The following is a 16,537-nucleotide window of genomic DNA, read 5'->3' on the forward strand; positions in this document are numbered from 1 at the left end:
CTTCTAAATCAAAAGGAGTCCTCATGCGTACTAGTTCTTTATTGGCCTCTGCCAAAATCTCTCTATTCATCCCACGTAAACAGTCTTTAAAACGGTTTAATCGACTCTAGGTTTCGCACCTTAAGAATCGTTACGACTAAAAATCATAGCAACAATAAATCTGAGATAGGCGAGCACACCATTATTTGTGCCGCTTTTGCATGCTTGTTTTTAACGCTCAATTTAAGAGTGACAGCATTTCTATCTCATTTACTTACAACAAAAAAATATTTTAAACGGTATAAAAATGCCAAATTTAGAAGCATCATTTAGAGCACTTCGCGTGCTACACGCGGCAAGAGATTTGTTTAATCAATATGGGTTTTACATCGGGATTGACCGAATTATTGAGGAAGCCAAAATTCCCAAAGCCACTTTTTATAACTATTTTCATTCCAAAGAAAGGCTCATTCAGATGAGCTTAACTTTTCAAACAGATGCATTAAAACATGAGGTGTTTTCAATTACTCATTCGTACCGTGAACTTATGGCCTTCGATCAGCTCAAGAAAATTTACTTTTTACATGCAAACTTAGGAGGCTTTTATCGTTTGCCATTTAAAGCCATTTTTGAAATTGAAAAGCTTTATCCAGCAGCTTATAAGGTCGTCAGCGACTATCGAAAGTGGTTCATAAATGAAATTTATAAGCTGCTTTTAACCGTAAAAGTTACTGCTACAGTTGAAGATGCCTACATGTTTTTGTTTGTGATTGATGGGGCAATGATCCAACTTTTAAGTGCAAATAAAATCGATGAAAGAGATAAATTATTAGAATATTTTATATCGATGCTCGCTTAGATAGGTTAGTACTCTAAAGTTTAATTCTTATAAAAAAGCCCTCTGAAGAGGGCTTTTTATTCAATTTAATTGGGCTTTAAAAATCAAAAGAGGTTTGTAGATAGAACGTACGTGGCAGTCCTACATACTTACCGCCTGTAGAGTCTGTTGAGCGAGTAAAATATTGCTTATCAAAGACGTTTTTGATTCCACCAGCGATTTTTAAACCTTTAACTTGTGAACTTAAGTCATAAGAGGTACGTAGCGCAAAAGTGGTATAACCTGGAATATCTCCATATTTACCATCAGCAGTTTCTTCTGTTTGATAGACATTACTATCTGGAAGATCTGGTGAATGCTGCTTAGATTGAGCAAACATATCCGCATTTAAAGACCATTTATCTACTGTGTAACCTAACCCAACATTACCGACATGACGTGAGTAAAACGGTAGGTCTTTATCTTTAAACTGACCCGCTTCAGCCACTGCTTTGGTGAAAGTATAGTTGCCATATACTTTTAAGCCTTCCAGTGCATCAGACAATTGACCGAAATCATAGCTAATACCTGTTTCGACACCTTTATGGCTGGTTGCCCCTAAGTCTGTCCAGATCCCGTTATTAGCAGCATCACGAACCAATGAAAGCTCTTTATCAAAGTCTAAATAGAACACGGTAAATTCGGCATTTAAACCATTGCCCAAATATTTGGTTCCAATTTCATAGTTGTTCGACTTTTCAGGATGTAAGCCTTCGGTTGTAGCCGTTGCGGTTGTTCCTTCAAGACGAGCTAATTGACTGTATTGCTGTGGACCGAAAGATACGCCTGCGTTTGCAAATATATTCCAGTTCTCATTTGCTGAGTACATCACAGACAAACTTGGTAAAAATTCGTCTGAATCAATTTTTGGATAAACAGTATTAGCTTGTCCTTTGTTATAACCTGTGAAGTTATTATGGGTTTCAATTGATTCGAAACGGACACCCGGTGTGATGGTCCAACGGCCCAATTCCATACGGTTGTCGATATATAACGCATGTGCTTTAGTGCCACCTTCGCTGCTACTACGCGGAGCAAAATCTGGCACTGATGAACCTGCTGCATAAGACGCAGTACGTCCCGCAAATTCAGAACTTTCTTCTTTTAAATAGCGATAACCAACCGTTACTTCATTTTGAGTATTACCAAGCTCATAAATACGTGAGTAACGCGGTTCAATTGCATAGACTTTATAATCACGTGGAGCAGAGTCGAGACGTTTTTGCCCATTCGCTAGTGTAGTCTCAAGATTACTAGTACGGAAAGAGTCGATGTAGTAACTCAAAACTTCGAAGTTATTTTTTTCATCTTTATGGTTATAACGTAAAGAGACATCAGTACGTCGTCCTGCAAAATAGTTTTTTTCACCAGAAGATTGATAAGGGTTTTCAGCATATTGCACCTGAGTTAAACCCTCTGGCATTTCGCCTCGACCTTCATAATGATGCAAATTTAAAGCAACTGAGTCTTTATCATTAAATTGATAAGCAGACTTTAGCATTACATCATCGATATCAATCTTGTTATTTGCTTCTCGATAACCGTTTCCTTTAGTCCCTGAATATAAGAGGGCAAGGCCTAATCCATTGTCTAAAGTTCCCCCCACAAATAAATTAGGGCTCAGTTTTACTTGGTCACTACCAGAAGCATATTCTGAAGTTAGGCTAACAGTTCCGCTAAAATCTTGAGGAATTGATCGAGTAGCAAAGTTAATAATTCCACCTACGTTTTGAGGCCCAAAACGAACTGACCCAGCACCACGTACAACGTCAACTGATTCAATATTTCCAATTGAAACAGGTGCTAAAGATAACTGTGGCTGACCATACGGTGCAAATGAAAGTGGAACACCATCAACAAGAACTGTTGAGCGAGGTGATAGGCGGGATGCTAAACCACGAACCCCAATATTGAGTGAAACATCACTACCACCTGTGCCACTACTGTCTTGAGCCTGAACTCCAGGAACTTGCTTTAGAGCTTCGCGCAGTGAAGTTGCCGCCGTTTCATCTAAACGCTTACGGTCAATAATAGTTCGAGCGCCAGCATGTTTGTGAACAGTTTCAGCGTTTGCTTCTTCTAACCAGTTACCTTGTGCCTTAATGGTAATAGTCGGTAATGCACTAGTCGTTGTATCTTCAGCATGTGCAGGAAGTGCGAGATAAGTACAAGCAATTCCGATTGCATAGCTAAGCGTAGAAACTTTGAACTTAAAATTTGGTAGTGAAAGAGGGGTTGAGCGGTCCATGTTTATGTATCGAAATCCTAAACGATAATTATAATCATTATAGCGAAAAAGTAACAAAATTTTATAAAATGGTTTATGTTTTTTCTTAGAATTCTAAACAATTTCTAAAATATTAGATTTCTACTCTCATAATTTTAATTCGCATTATCTAAGATAAGTTTGTAATAAAAGCACCTACAACAGAACTTTATGCTGTTCGATAATTTCCACTAACTTTTCACATGACTGATTTATTTTCAATATAGGTGATGTGGCAACACCGAGCATTAAACCTGAAACAGCTTTTTTAGGGTCTTGATACCAAAGAGATAATGGAACGGGAGCTAGATTGAAGGCTAATGCTTCATGAGCAATTTTTTGATCAGATAAAGAAGGCGGTAAATTAATAACTACTGATAAGCCAGCCGTATAGGTTGATAGATTAAATCGTTTTAAAGATTCAATTAACTCATCGCGCTGAGCACCATAATTTCTTTTTGTTCGTCTTAAATGTCTTAAAAAATGTCCCTCATGCATAAACTCTTGGATTGAAAGTTGTAAAGACGGAGAGGGAGCGGGTACTAAAGTTGCTGTCGTTTCTGCAAAGTGATTAATCATATGAAAAGGCACAACTGCAAATCCAATTCGCAATTTGGGACTAATTGTTTTACTAAAGCTTCCCAGATGAATAACTCTTCCAGCAGTATCTAATGAAAATAAGGCAGGTGCTGCTCGGCCATCTAATTGCAATTCTCCTAAATAATCATCTTCAATAATCCAGCTTTGATTTTTGTGGGCCCAATCTAGTAATTTTAATCTTCTAGCTAAAGAAAGTGACATTCCTAAAGGTGCCTGTTGCCCAGGTGTGACTAGTGCGAGAGACGCATCTGGTACACTTTTTATTGCGAACTCTACATCAATCCCATCCTGATCAACAGGAATTGGACATATCTCCATTCTTCCGATTTCAAGAGCATGCTTAGAAAAAGGAAAACCTGGATCTTCAACCCAAGCTTTTTTCTCTGCTAATCCTAAAACGTGTAATGTAAGACCAAGCCCACCAGAGAAACCCGAAGTAATAAATACTTGATCTGGCGTACATTGAATTCCTCTTGATAAAGCCAAATAAGCAGCAATTTCTCGGCGAAGATCATATTCACCTCGAGGATCAGGATAATTGGGCCATCCACTTGACTCATTACGCACAGATCTAGATCTGATTTTTGCAAATAACTTTGCAGGAAAGATTTCCTTTGCGGGAATACCTAATTGAAAAATACCTTGCACAGATGTCATATCTAAATACATCTGTGTAAAAGAACTATTTTTATGACCTTCTTGAGTAGAGTGTAATTTAACTGCTTGATAAGCAACACGTGTACCTTGTGACCTAGATGCAACGATAAATTGACCATCGGCAAGTCTTTCATATGCAACTTTTACAGTACCTCTAGAAACGCCGAGCTGACTGGCCAAATCTACCCATGATGGTAAACGATCACCTTGTTGTAGTGTTCCAGAAATAATGGCTTGTTCAATCCCAAGCCGTATTTGTTCTGCTAAGGGTGTCTTCAATTTACGATCTAAATTAATTTTTAGATGCTGGTACATGCGTAGTACAGCCTTTTAGTACTTTTTTGGTTCATGAATTTATACCACGGATCTATAAAATAAAAACTACCCCCTATCTTTATGTAGGTTTAATTTAAAATGGAAAAGATCAAAAACAGATTCTTTTTAGGTTTAGCTGTAGTGCTTGCAAGCATGACAGCCTCTATGGCACATGAATTAGTTGAAAAAGTTACACCTAATTTTGAACACAAAATTCCTAATATACCGGGCAAGTCGCTTATTGCTTTAGAAGTCGATTACCCACCAGGTGGTGCCTCTATTCCTCATACTCATGCGAAGTCATCTTTTATATATGCCTATGTAGTAGAAGGCAGTATTGAGTCTAAAGTGAATAATGAGAAGCCAAAAATTTATCAAGCAGGTCAGAGTTGGTTTGAAGAACCGGGAGCGGTTCATTCTATTAGTCGTAATGTAAGTAAGACTAAACCAGCAAAGCTATTAGCAGTATTTGTTGTTGATACTGACGATAAAGAATTAGTTACCCCAGTAAAATAATTGAAAGTGAATAGGTGTCTATTATGGTTCAACGTATTGATTATAATCAGGTCGCTCCAGCAGGTGTTAAAGCTCTAGGTGGTGTGTATAGCTATGTGATGCAAAGCGGTTTACCAACAGAATTAGTTGAATTGGTTTATCTACGAATATCGCAGATTAATAACTGTGCATATTGTTTGGATATGCATACCAGAGACTTAATCAAGAAAGGCGTAGCAATTGAGAAACTTGCTTTAGTTCAGGCTTGGCAAGAGGGTGGTCATCTCTTTGATGAAAGAGAAAGGGCAGCTCTAGCTTGGGCAGAGTCAGTAACTAAAGTGTCTACGACAGGAATACCTGATGATGTTTATCAACTTGCTCATTCTGTATTTGAAGAAAAAGAATTGGTTGATTTGACGATAGCCATTAGTTTGATGAATGCTTATAACCGTATGGCGATTAGTTTTAGAAATCCTCCACAAGCTGCAAAATAACATTAAAAGCCCTCCGAAGAGGGCTTCAAATCTATTTAAAAGTAGGTTGATTTAAGATTTTGTAGACCTTTTCTTTATATACATCATTAGAAATAACACCTTTATCTCGCTGTTGTTTTAGCGATCTAAACTGTTGGCCACGAATTTCTCTTTGAATACCCACATTATCATGATTTCTAATGTAGTAAAGGCTACGCTCATGATCACTCATATTCACTGTTTCATCAGTAAACGAAGAAGGCTTTGCTTCATTTTCTTGATATTGTTTTGCAATTTCAAAAAAATCTACGTTTTGAGAATGAGGAGAATTAAATGAATTTAGCTGTTCAGTCAGCTGATGGTTCTGAGTGTTAGCATTTACTTCAAGCATACTTTTATGCTGATTAAATTTAGGGCGGTTATATTCTTGTTTCATTTGAAATGTGTTTGTTTCAGCAAATGCGGAAGAAGAAAAAAGCCCAATATTTAAAAATAAAAAAGTTAATAAAAATCTATTCATTTCTTTGGAAGTCCAATTGAAATTGAGTAAATCACTGTATTATAAAATTAAAATTTATTTTTTTGAAGGTTTGACTTCAAAACTGCTTGATCAACTGGTAAATAATAAGATCTGTAGCGGAGCGTAAAAGCCAATTTAAAAGGCTTTTTACACTCGTTTTTTTAATGTCGTTTTGAATATTCTTCTTTCAATTTATCCAGAAAAATAAAGAGGTTTTGATTCATTTCTTGATAGTCGTGATTTCGTAATTCTTCACGAGTATTCACAAATTTATAATTGTGAGCGTCATTTAACTCGACTTCTGAATGTTGAATCAGCAATTCAACTACTTCTGAAGTTAATTCCATATGACATTGTAGGCCATAAACTAATTTGGAATATTCAATAATCTGTCTTGGACAGCCTGCACTAAAAGCAATAATTTTTGCGTTGGGAATTAAACCCGGCATGTCATTATGCCAATGGCCAACTTCGGTCATTTTTCCTAAGTGAGAAAACTTAGAATGTGTTATTCCGTATTCTGTAAGCATAATTGGAAACTTACCAATTTCTCGCTCAGGGCTATGTTCAAATTTGGCACCTAAAGCTTCACCGATCAATTGAGATCCTAGGCATACCCCAATAACCACTTTATTTGCTTCAATTGCTTTTTTAAGCATTGCTTGTTCAGCTAATGAATTAAAGTGAGGGCACATATCTAATGTAGTATCGGGACTTTGTGGGCCACCCATTACAATAAGAAAGTCGATGTCTTCAACAGAAGTTGGCAAAACTTCATTTAAATACACTCTTGAATAGGTAATTTTGAAGTTATTCATTTTGCCCCAAATTTCATATGCGCCAGGCGCTTCAAAATCTTCATGAACAATAAAATGTAACCGCATAACAATCCTTAAAATCTAAACATTAATAGGTAGATCATTGGTTAAAAATCAAGAAAATATTAAAAGTAGAATAGGGCCTTTAATACATCCAGTTTTGAAAACTTATATGGGCCAGCTTTATTTGTTTTTATCGAAGTTGAAATTAATTATTTGTTTTTAAAATACATGCGATATATTTATTGTTAAGTTAAACTAAATTATTCTGGTGTGACAATAGCAGTTCAATTTGTTAAATTGTGTAGCTTTTATCAAAGTGGACAAAATTTATGAAGACATTTTTAGTTATATCTTTATTGGGTTTTGGGCTGATTGGTTGTGCTTCATCTCCATATAATTCTCAAGAAAATTATTTGAATAAACCTCCAATAGTTCCAGAGAATAAAGCTTTTAATAGTTTTAAAACACCTGAACACGGGATTTTTACTGATCGAGATGTCTATAATATAAATATATCAGAAAATTCGAATCTAAATTTTCGTTATGAAGTTCCTTTTTAAAGAAAAATAAAATATTAACCAAAAAGGATGGAGCAAAGGTGGCTTAACACCTTTGCTAACTCATAATAATCAATGATTAATACAACCTTTTGGGTGGTTTTTTAAATTTTAAACTGTTAAATTTTAGTTATTGAAAACAAGGTATTTTAAATGAAAAACTTCACTATTATTGCTTCTTTATTTTTATTGGTTGGGTGTACTACTAGTCACAAACAAATCACTCCTGTGCAAGTGACTGAAAATAAAATTGCTTCAGAAGCTGAAAAGTATAAAAAACAATATCAAAAGAAAATTTATAAACTATGGGAGATTCCAACATCTTCTTCAGGGATGAGTGCGAGTGTTAAAATATTTTTAAGTGATCGTGGTGAAATTGAGCAAATCATCTTTTTAGATAAAGAAGAACAAAAATTTAAAACTACTATTGAAAAAGCAATATGGCGTGCAAGTCCATTTGATTTACCTTCTAATCCTGAGGCAATAAAGCAAGCAAGGAAATTTAATATGAAATTTCAAGTAAAATAAATGAGTTCTTTTTAAATGCTAAGAGCAAATTTATAATTTTAATGGAAATTAAATTTGCTCTTTAGAAGCTTTTTAGTATTGAAATAGTGGATTAGTATGGGCTAGAAAGCCTAAAAAGAAAATTTTTCCTCCCTCCGAAAAAGGCAACATTTCAGTCTAGAAATAGAGTATGACATTTTATTTATAAATTAAAAAAATATAAAAGTTTGTTACATTAATATCAAAAGGTAACATAAATAAAACTTTAACAGACTATGAAGTTATTATAGAAAATAAATAATTCAATAAGAGTTTTAAGAAAAATATGAGTGAATCAAAGAAACCTCATAATGAAAGTAAAGCTGCAAAGGTTGTAGCGTGGTGTGTAATTTTATTTGGAATTGTTTTGGGAATAGCCTTTATTTTATCGTATGGGCAAGTCGAAACAAGAAATGATAATTTAGACATTATTCAAGTTTGGTCTACGCAAATGGTAACAATAGGGCTTTTTATTATATTTAATGGCTTACTGTTCGGTTATTTACTTTTAAAAATTAGTAGTATTTTGTACCATCTTGAAAATAATAAAAGATAAAATTTTTGAACAAAATCAGTATCTATATTAAGTAGTGCTCTGATTTTATTTGAAATATTTTTAAATGGTATAAAAATTGAAAGTAAATTTTTCAATAACTCTTTCTATTTTGTAAAATAAAGATAATTGATTGGCATTTATTGGGTTAAGTGTGATGTGCTTCATTATGTAATTTCAAAAACCTTGTACTTCTTACATTTAGTTTATGAGTTTTACCCTATATTACATAAAAAAATAATAGATTAAAAAAGTATATGAATATACGCATGAGAAGATAGGAGGTTATGATGCCAAAATATCTAGCTATAGCGGATAAGGTTTATAAAAAAATTAAAAATGACAACTTGTTTTCTGATGATGTGATAGAAAATTTAAATTGTTTAGTTGGTCTTATTCGTAATGCGATAAAAGGTACTGAATTTAAATTAAAGTATAATTTTATCAATTTTGAAGATTGCTTAACCAAACCCCTTGAGCAATCATCGGTCAAAATTGATTTTAGCCTTATGCCTAAGTTTGAAAATGAAGGTGAGTTTATTTTGTGGCTTGCTGGATTTATTGAAAGAATCACTGATGGAGGTAAAGCTCATCTTCCTCCCATTTCTCAGTTGATTCCTCAAGGTTTTAGTATGGGGAGTGAAAGCATTCCAGTAAATCCTTTACCCGCAAAAGAAGAAAATGCAGAAATGATTGTTAATTATTTTAAATCAGATGACTACATTAAAAATAATAAATTACTTTCTTAAAATATAACCAGTTATAAGTTCACTGTACTTTTATTTCTAACTGGTTAGAAATAAAAAACCGCCTTATAAAGGCGGTTTTTTTAGTGATATGTAACTTAAAATGTCTGTTACATAAATGATGATTGTTTCGTGTTGAATGTATCTGCTAATTATCTGAGCATAGAATAACACTAGTTAATAAATAAAGGATGAATCTCATGATAGATGAAGAAAAAACCTTAAATTTTGACGATGATGAAGAGCCTCTTGATTTTTCAGATGAAGAATTTATCGATGATAAAAAAGAGGATGAGTTATATAACAGCATTACCAAAGATGGTTCCAGCGTAGATCCTGCCGATGATGGTGAGCGACACATTCGCCCTGAGGATGGTGATCCCATAGAAATTGAAGAATAATTCATAGCCCAATTTTATATTGGGCATTTTAATCTTTAGTGTCTTAAATAGTTACCTAACGGTATGAGTGTAAATTATGCTGTCTATAGAGCGGATGTACACTCCCTATTTCAAGAGGATATACGCTTTGTATTACCGAAAAAATAAAATAGTAGGGCATTAAATGCAAAAAATATTGGATTATCTCCGCAAGATTTTTAGTGCCAAATCTAGGTCAACTGTTGCGACAAATAGCTCGATTGCTACAGCAATAGACAATAGCGATGAGGAAATTGGTTTTGCAATTGATGAGTTGTCTCTCAGTCAAGTTGGCTTAAATCAAATCTGTAATTTTGAAGATTTAAGGCTCAGTGCTTATGATGATGGCGTAGGTGTCTGGAGTATTGGTTATGGTACAACCAGATACCCAAATGGGTCGAGGGTTCAAAAAGGCGATACATGTACTCTTGAGCAGGCACAGGCATATATGAAACATGATTTGAAAATATTTGAGCGTGCAGTCAACAGCGCTGTAAAAGTTCCTTTAAAACAGAATCAATTCGATGCCTTGGTTTCTCTGACTTATAATATAGGGGTTAGTGCTTTTAAAAACTCGACTTTACTAAAAATGTTAAATTCAGGAGATTATAAAGGGGCTGCGAACCAGTTTGATGTATGGATAAACGCAGGGGGTAATCGTCTGCCTGGATTGGTTAGACGCCGAGCAATTGAAAAGAAATTGTTTTTAGCTTCGTAGTTTTTTTAATTCTTTATAGGGTTTTATCAGAAAAGCCATTCCGATCTTTAATAAAATCTAGGCATAAAAAAGCCTGATGCTACGAATCAGGCTTCAGTATTCATCAACAATAGGAGTTGGTGAACAAGACCAATCTAACAGACCTGCTCAGTAAAGGCAAACCGAGGGCTGAATTGCTGAGTCAGATAAAAGTAATTTTTCCAAATCATACGCATTAAAAAAGCCCTTGCTCGAAAGCGAAGGGCTTAGTCATTCATTGATCTACCAATGAACTATATAAGGCTCATCTCATACTCAGGTCAGTATATCTGAAATTGGAGCAACAGAGAAGGAAAGGGTAAAAATACCTTTCTTATTCTACCTAAACTTAATTTATTCAAGCATGTAGTAAGTTACATCATTGGTAAATCAAGACACAAAACTTGCACTTTGCATTCTTAAGTATGTGGTATTTGTGTGTAGGCCTGATTGGATTGGCTTTGAAAATAGAACAATAGCCGCCTCTAAATTATTCAAGATAAAGTTTTGAACGAACATATTGAAGAGTCTGGTGCTGAATGTAAGCAAGGAAGTAGATATGAATTTGATTAGATTAAAAGAACTTTCATTGATGAGTAATGCTGTTTTGACACCTCAATTAAATAATTGGCCATCTGTTCAATCAGCAAATACAGACGATGCTTGCTCTCACAAGCAGAGAGATAGTTTTTCAGAACAATCTGATAAAAAATTTTATAAAGAATGGCGTAAAGAACAAAAGAAAATACTTAAAAGTATTCCGAGTAATGCTGTTTTACTCAGCATAAAAGATCCTATTTAGTTTAGATGTAAGGCAAATTTGTAAATATATCCATTTCAGAAATCAGCTTTATTTTATAAATTTTTCTAGTGTTAACTAAATATACACACTTAAACAATTAGTTGAAAAAAAACTCCATAAGCTATCCGGATAGCATGCTAAGTTTTTCTCAATCATAAAAATTTAGAAAGGATTAAAACATGAAATTTTCCTACCAAGATCTTGCCGGAAATAATATTGAAGTGGAATGTGAAAGTTATATTCATATACCTTCAGGAACAGCAATAAAATCTACAGAGGGTGGTAATTATCATCTTAATGAAAACTTCAGTTTTTTTAAGAAAACTGAAGCTGATTCTATGCCCGTCTATCGATTTGCTATTGATCGTAATTCTAATGTTTTTAATAGCGATGAGCTTCCAGCATTAGCTCAAATTGGTACAGAATGGAAAAATTTAGATTAAATTTTCACTCAATATAATACCCTCATTTGAGGGTATTATATTATTTGTATGAGTTATTTCTTTTTAAATACAAGCAATAAGCCTAGTAAAATTGCAAGCATTCCAATTAAGCCTGCAAGCGGCAGCTTGTTTTTCAAAATTAAAAAATCTAAAAGTGCAGTAACGACAGGCACTAAATAGAATAGGCTTGTCACATTTACAAGATTGCCCTGATTTAAAAGCCGATAAAGTAAAAGCTGTGCAACTACAGAAATTAAAACTCCAAGAAATAAGACCGAAATGATCAGTTGTGAATTCCATGCTATTTCAAAATGTTCAAAGGGAACTATAAACAAGCAGACCACAAGACTGACTATATATTGTAATGGCAAGACATCTGTCGGGGCCTGTTGGATGTTCTTTTGCATTATGGCCCCGAAGGTTATACAGATTAGGGCGGTCAAGGCAAAGAATATACCGATTGGAGCGATAAAAGACATGGTCAGACTTTTCCACACTAAAAGTATGAGTCCAGCTAAAGCAATGAGTAAACCGAATAGCCTTTCTTTTTGTAAATTCTTTTCTAAAAGACAAAGCGTCAAGATTGGCTGTATTCCCATGATTGTGGCCATTAAACCAGGGGTGACTCCGTGAGCCATGGCTTTAAAATAACAGATTGAATAACCTGCAATAATGAGGAGTCCAGCTAATAAAACTTGCTTTCGAGTTCCATGCTTAGGTAAGAGTCTTTTTCTAAAAATAGCAATTAACAATAAAACAAACAAAGCTATGGCAAAACGCAGCATCAATAATGCTATGGGTGATGCATTATCGAGTCCCCATCGAGTAAAAATCGCAGCACTTCCCCAAAGTAAAACGAAAATGGATGTCGCACTTTGTGATGCAAGCATCTGTTTATTTAGGCGCATAAAACCTCCTCCTAGTGCGTAATACCTAAGAAATACGAAGTGGTGAAATTGTTAGTAAGTATTGCTATTAACGTGTTATTCAGACATTAATCAATTCACGGATAACTTCTTTTAGAAAAATGAATTGTTTTAACTTCTTCTATTTTCAGTATGAGAGAGACAATAAATAAAGAAAAGCGCATAATTCTTTTATATACTATTTGAAAATCGAATAGATAAATCCTAATGAATTTAAAAAACCTACAGATTGACTGGTTAAAGTGTTTTGTCACAGTAGTAGATACAGGCTCGCTATCAAACGCAGCACCTGAGCTATACCGTTCACAATCTGCTGTTAGCATGCAATTAAAAAAACTAGAAGAAGCGCTACATTGCCAACTTTTAATACGAACTCATCGGCAAATTGAATTAACGTCTCAAGGGCAACTACTTTTAGGCTACGCACGCCGTATTCTTGACTTGCATGCAGAGGCGCAAATGGCATTTCATGGAGATGAACTGAAGGGGCGTATACGTCTCGGAGTACCTGATGATTATGCTGCCAAATATTTAACACCTGTGCTTAAGCGATTTGCTCCACGTTATGGAGGTGTTGAAATTGAATTAATCTGTGAGCAGTCTACTTCGTTAATACCACGCGTAGAAAGTGGGGATATAGACCTGGCATTAATTTCGAGAGATAACGCTCGTCAAGGAACACTTTTATTCCATGAGCCAATGGTATGGGTGGGTTCTCCACAGTTTGAACTCTGGCGAGAAGATCCACTCCCAATTGCAGTTTATGAAAGTACCAGCCAAGCCAAAAAAAGTGCTATCCATTCTTTAGCATTACAAGGACGCCGTTATCGTGTGGTATACAACAGTTCAAGTTTAGCGGGTCAAATAGCAGCAGTGGAAAGTGGTTTAGCAATTGCAGTGTTCACGCAGTGCAGTGCACCTGAGCATTTAACTATTTTAGGTGCTGATCATGGTCTTGGACCTTTAGAACCGATGGAGGCTGCTGTATATCGGAGTAGGGTATCATTAGAATCTAAAGCTGTAGATCACTTATATGATTTACTCATTAAAACGCTCAGACATTCAGTTAATGTTTAATTTACTTAATATAGGAAACTTTGATATTTGCGAGTTAGATGTGAGCTAATATTTAAATGTAAAAATAAATAGCTTTACATTCTTGCGCTAAATCTACAAAAAAGCCTAGAAACTTATGCTGATCGTAAAACTAATAATAAGTATTTATTAACTCATCAATCTGAACAATTCATGAGGTGAAACATGACAAAAATTATAGTGACCTTGGGATTAGCCGCCTTTATTTCTTTAGGTGTGAGTGCTTGCCAAGGTGAAAACGACACAAAGCAGCAAGATAAAACCACAACTCCTCATTCAATGGATAAAGACTCATAATCTAGATGAATGTTAAAGCCTGTCGTAAGATGGGCTTTTTTTATATCTTTTTATTTTAATCTTAAAGTGTGATTTGTAACTCGAAATATTTATTTTTAATGGAACTGTTCAAAATATGTTGACTAATACACTAGGTTTTAAATATATTAAAATTCGACACTAATTATTTTAAATAGAACCCTATATTTAAAGTGAATTGGTTCAAATATCGTCAGATCAGAAATTTAACCTTTAAATTTGATTATAAAAATATTAATTAATCAAGGAGGTAGGTATGGACGCTAAATTTCATTCTGAAAATGAATATGGTTTTATTTTAAATATATTGAACAATTATGTCGTCATAAAGAAGACATTAAAAGATGATCATTATCCATATGATTCATTTGGTTATCTTCTTGCTCTTTATCAGCCGCTAAAAGTCTATATCCCACAGCTTCCACATCCGAAAATCTATATTCAGATTGGTGGAATTTCATATGACAGAATGATTGTTACGCAAACAACAGATGAGGCGGAAGCCATAAATATTTTATTGAATTTAGGACAACTCGTTGCTTAACAATTACGTGTTATTTTAATGCTGAGTTTAATTTACTTAAGAAAAAAGCTTTCTTAAGTAAATTCACGAAAATAAAGGCAATAAAATAGTTATTGGAAAAGAGAACTACAAATTATTTGATATCTCATTAATTTTCATTAAATAAAGACTCTAATAAGATACAAAAAACCACAAAAGCCAAATCTATAACTTTAAAAGAATTTGTTTATATAACTAAGAACATTGAACATTAAATTAGGTCACAGTAATGAAAAAAATATTCTTTGTAGCATTCACTGGATTTGCCTTGTTAGGTAGTGGTGCCGTGATGGCTAAAGCCGATGCTACATTAATAAAAGAAGCCACAAAAAATGTAGTCACAGTGTCTAAAGCAAAAACTTTAGATGATGAATCTGGAGTAACTTTGACGGGTACAATCGTAAAGCATATTACTGGTGATCATTTTGAGTTTAAAGATGCAACAGGCTCAATCGTAATTGATATTGATGATGACTTATGGAAGCCTCTCGAACTAAAAGCAGGTGATAAAGTACGTGTTGTTGGTGAGGTAGATAAGCATAGAGTTAAGCCTACCGATATTGAAGTTTTCCAAATTGAGTGTGTTAAATAAAAGCTGATATTTTAAAAACCAATGAAAAAGAAAACTCCTATTTTTAGGAGTTTTCTTTTGAAGATAGTAAGTTTTTATTATTGCATCGCATTAAAAGCCTCATGGTATTTGACATTCGCTTTTGGAATATTGCCCGAGAAAGTTAGAGCCTGAAAATACTCACTCGGTACATCAGGCAAAATCAGCTCAGGATAATTTTTAAAACCAAATCGGCTGTAATAGCGTGGATCACCTAATAGAACGCATCCTTGTGCTCCGAATTGCTTTAACTTTTCTAGTGATTCCTTCATCAGAAGGGAACCAATACCATATCCTTGTTTATCTGGGTGAACTGAAATAGGGCCTAAACCATACCAACCTATTTCACCTGAGCTAATTTCAACTGGAGAAATAGCAATATGTCCAATAATAGAGCTATCTTCAACTGCCACTAGAGAAATGGTGAGTTGTCCGTGGTTTCTTAAACTATTAACAATAAAATGTTCTGTATGACTTGTGTGCTCAGCATTTTGGAAAGCTGCTTTAGTTAGCTTTTCGATAGCTTCTATATCTTCAATTTGCTCATCACGAATAATAATATCCATTAAAAATTCTTCCAGATTTATGGATTAACCATACGCTTTAACTTTTAAATTCTTATTCTAAAAGAGAAAGGTAATTTAGATTTTGAACATACTTTATTTGTTACTGGTTATAAAAAGCAACTATTACTCATCAAACTCATACATAAAGTAAAATTTTATGAAAATTGTTTTTAATATAATTATTTAAAAATAATTTTGAGGGTCAAGAAATTGAGAGAAATCATTAAAACATTATTACTATCCACGCTCATTTCAGCTACTTCATTTACTATCTACGCAAAAAATATTGAGCAAAAAGTTAATTTTTTACAAGGTACACCGCATACCACTTTAACTGGGCAATTTCAGGGCTACAATGATGTGCGGTATAGAATTTATGCAAAAAAGGGCCAAATATTAAAATTTAATATTAATAGCCTTGGTAATTTAGCATACATTAATATTTTTGCACCTGGTACAAAGCCTGGTAAAGATAATGCATTATTGATTGGCTCAACCGTAGGTTTTAAAGGAGAACTTATTTTACCAACCGATGGTGATTATATTATTCAGGTTTATCAAATGCGTAATAGTGCTCGTAAAAATAAAACTGTCAAATATAATTTAGATCTCGAATTATTAAATAACGTAAAAAAATAATAACTGATGAAATTTACTA

General features: G+C 34.1%; 23 protein-coding genes. 17 read left to right on the forward strand and 6 right to left on the reverse strand.

The genetic code is table 11. The features are described 5' to 3' along the window. Positions 1–286: 286 nt before the first annotated feature. Positions 287–838 carry a TetR/AcrR family transcriptional regulator gene (locus ACXM0J_RS15950; protein ID WP_086266371.1) on the forward strand — a complete coding sequence of 184 codons (552 nt, stop codon included), beginning with the start codon at positions 287–289 and terminating at the stop codon, positions 836–838. A 76-nt stretch (positions 839–914) separates the two neighbouring features. Here ACXM0J_RS15950 and ACXM0J_RS15955 read toward each other — a convergent pair whose 3' ends face one another. Beyond that, a complete protein-coding gene (locus ACXM0J_RS15955) occupies positions 915–3,104 on the reverse strand; it encodes a TonB-dependent receptor family protein (RefSeq protein ID WP_086266370.1) in 2,190 nt (729 codons plus the stop codon). A gap of 174 nt (positions 3,105–3,278) precedes the next feature. After that, positions 3,279–4,694 carry a MocR-like pyridoxine biosynthesis transcription factor PdxR gene (gene pdxR / locus ACXM0J_RS15960; RefSeq protein WP_086266369.1) on the reverse strand — a complete coding sequence of 472 codons (1,416 nt, stop codon included), beginning with the start codon at positions 4,692–4,694 and terminating at the stop codon, positions 3,279–3,281. A gap of 99 nt (positions 4,695–4,793) precedes the next feature. Here pdxR and ACXM0J_RS15965 point away from each other — a divergent pair, with 99 nt between their 5' ends. Next, on the forward strand, positions 4,794–5,210 hold the full coding sequence (locus tag ACXM0J_RS15965) for a cupin domain-containing protein (RefSeq protein ID WP_235823140.1): 417 nt from the start codon (positions 4,794–4,796) through the stop codon (positions 5,208–5,210). 23 nt (positions 5,211–5,233) lie between these two features. Further along, positions 5,234–5,683, forward strand: a complete 450-nt coding sequence (locus ACXM0J_RS15970) for a carboxymuconolactone decarboxylase family protein (protein ID WP_086266368.1) — start codon at positions 5,234–5,236, stop codon at positions 5,681–5,683. 31 nt (positions 5,684–5,714) lie between these two features. On the opposite strand, the gene ACXM0J_RS15975 is transcribed toward ACXM0J_RS15970, so the two are convergent. Then, positions 5,715–6,182, reverse strand: a complete 468-nt coding sequence (locus ACXM0J_RS15975; protein WP_086266367.1) for a hypothetical protein — start codon at positions 6,180–6,182, stop codon at positions 5,715–5,717. 161 nt (positions 6,183–6,343) lie between these two features. Continuing rightward, positions 6,344–7,066, reverse strand: coding sequence for a type 1 glutamine amidotransferase (locus tag ACXM0J_RS15980; RefSeq protein WP_086266366.1), 723 nt, complete (start codon positions 7,064–7,066; stop codon positions 6,344–6,346). A gap of 266 nt (positions 7,067–7,332) precedes the next feature. Between ACXM0J_RS15980 and ACXM0J_RS15985 the strand changes: the two genes are divergently transcribed. From ACXM0J_RS15985 to ACXM0J_RS16020, 8 genes are all read left to right on the forward strand, one after another. Then, the gene (locus ACXM0J_RS15985) at positions 7,333–7,563 is read left to right on the forward strand and encodes a hypothetical protein (RefSeq protein WP_005068685.1); all 231 of its coding nucleotides are present in this window, start codon (positions 7,333–7,335) and stop codon (positions 7,561–7,563) included. Between the two features lie 150 nt (positions 7,564–7,713). Next, complete coding sequence (locus ACXM0J_RS15990) at positions 7,714–8,088, forward strand: TonB C-terminal domain-containing protein (RefSeq protein WP_086266365.1); 375 nt, start codon at positions 7,714–7,716, stop codon at positions 8,086–8,088. A 304-nt stretch (positions 8,089–8,392) separates the two neighbouring features. Continuing rightward, positions 8,393–8,662, forward strand: coding sequence for a hypothetical protein (locus tag ACXM0J_RS15995; protein WP_086266364.1), 270 nt, complete (start codon positions 8,393–8,395; stop codon positions 8,660–8,662). A 287-nt stretch (positions 8,663–8,949) separates the two neighbouring features. Then, positions 8,950–9,408, forward strand: coding sequence for a hypothetical protein (locus tag ACXM0J_RS16000; protein ID WP_086266363.1), 459 nt, complete (start codon positions 8,950–8,952; stop codon positions 9,406–9,408). Between the two features lie 197 nt (positions 9,409–9,605). Next, a complete protein-coding gene (locus ACXM0J_RS16005) occupies positions 9,606–9,806 on the forward strand; it encodes a hypothetical protein (RefSeq protein ID WP_086266362.1) in 201 nt (66 codons plus the stop codon). Positions 9,807–9,969: 163 nt separating this feature from the next. Continuing rightward, a complete protein-coding gene (locus ACXM0J_RS16010; protein ID WP_086266361.1) occupies positions 9,970–10,542 on the forward strand; it encodes a lysozyme in 573 nt (190 codons plus the stop codon). A gap of 577 nt (positions 10,543–11,119) precedes the next feature. Continuing rightward, on the forward strand, positions 11,120–11,362 hold the full coding sequence (locus tag ACXM0J_RS16015; RefSeq protein ID WP_139841499.1) for a hypothetical protein: 243 nt from the start codon (positions 11,120–11,122) through the stop codon (positions 11,360–11,362). Between the two features lie 179 nt (positions 11,363–11,541). Continuing rightward, the gene (locus ACXM0J_RS16020) at positions 11,542–11,805 is read left to right on the forward strand and encodes a hypothetical protein (protein ID WP_086266360.1); all 264 of its coding nucleotides are present in this window, start codon (positions 11,542–11,544) and stop codon (positions 11,803–11,805) included. Positions 11,806–11,858: 53 nt separating this feature from the next. On the opposite strand, the gene ACXM0J_RS16025 is transcribed toward ACXM0J_RS16020, so the two are convergent. After that, positions 11,859–12,713: a DMT family transporter gene (locus ACXM0J_RS16025; protein ID WP_086266359.1), complete on the reverse strand. Its 855-nt coding sequence runs from the start codon at positions 12,711–12,713 to the stop codon at positions 11,859–11,861. 225 nt (positions 12,714–12,938) lie between these two features. Between ACXM0J_RS16025 and ACXM0J_RS16030 the strand changes: the two genes are divergently transcribed. From ACXM0J_RS16030 to ACXM0J_RS16045, 4 genes are all read left to right on the forward strand, one after another. Continuing rightward, positions 12,939–13,808 (forward strand): LysR family transcriptional regulator, encoded by an 870-nt coding sequence (locus tag ACXM0J_RS16030; protein ID WP_086266358.1) that lies wholly within the window; start codon positions 12,939–12,941, stop codon positions 13,806–13,808. A gap of 183 nt (positions 13,809–13,991) precedes the next feature. Then, the gene (locus ACXM0J_RS16035) at positions 13,992–14,123 is read left to right on the forward strand and encodes a hypothetical protein (RefSeq protein WP_086266357.1); all 132 of its coding nucleotides are present in this window, start codon (positions 13,992–13,994) and stop codon (positions 14,121–14,123) included. Between the two features lie 274 nt (positions 14,124–14,397). Further along, positions 14,398–14,685 (forward strand): hypothetical protein, encoded by a 288-nt coding sequence (locus tag ACXM0J_RS16040; RefSeq protein WP_086266356.1) that lies wholly within the window; start codon positions 14,398–14,400, stop codon positions 14,683–14,685. A 247-nt stretch (positions 14,686–14,932) separates the two neighbouring features. Then, entirely contained in the window at positions 14,933–15,295 is a 363-nt protein-coding gene (locus ACXM0J_RS16045; RefSeq protein ID WP_086266355.1) for a NirD/YgiW/YdeI family stress tolerance protein, read from the forward strand. Positions 15,296–15,372: 77 nt separating this feature from the next. Here ACXM0J_RS16045 and ACXM0J_RS16050 read toward each other — a convergent pair whose 3' ends face one another. Beyond that, complete coding sequence (locus tag ACXM0J_RS16050) at positions 15,373–15,879, reverse strand: GNAT family N-acetyltransferase (protein WP_086266354.1); 507 nt, start codon at positions 15,877–15,879, stop codon at positions 15,373–15,375. Between the two features lie 54 nt (positions 15,880–15,933). Here ACXM0J_RS16050 and ACXM0J_RS16055 point away from each other — a divergent pair, with 54 nt between their 5' ends. Together ACXM0J_RS16055 and ACXM0J_RS16060 are read left to right on the forward strand one after the other, a co-directional pair. Then, a complete protein-coding gene (locus tag ACXM0J_RS16055) occupies positions 15,934–16,053 on the forward strand; it encodes a hypothetical protein (RefSeq protein ID WP_139841500.1) in 120 nt (39 codons plus the stop codon). Between the two features lie 36 nt (positions 16,054–16,089). Then, complete coding sequence (locus ACXM0J_RS16060; RefSeq protein ID WP_086266353.1) at positions 16,090–16,518, forward strand: DNA breaking-rejoining protein; 429 nt, start codon at positions 16,090–16,092, stop codon at positions 16,516–16,518. Positions 16,519–16,537 lie beyond the last annotated feature (19 nt).

The organism is Acinetobacter sp. GRABPA_MV_2 (assembly GCF_056725885.1).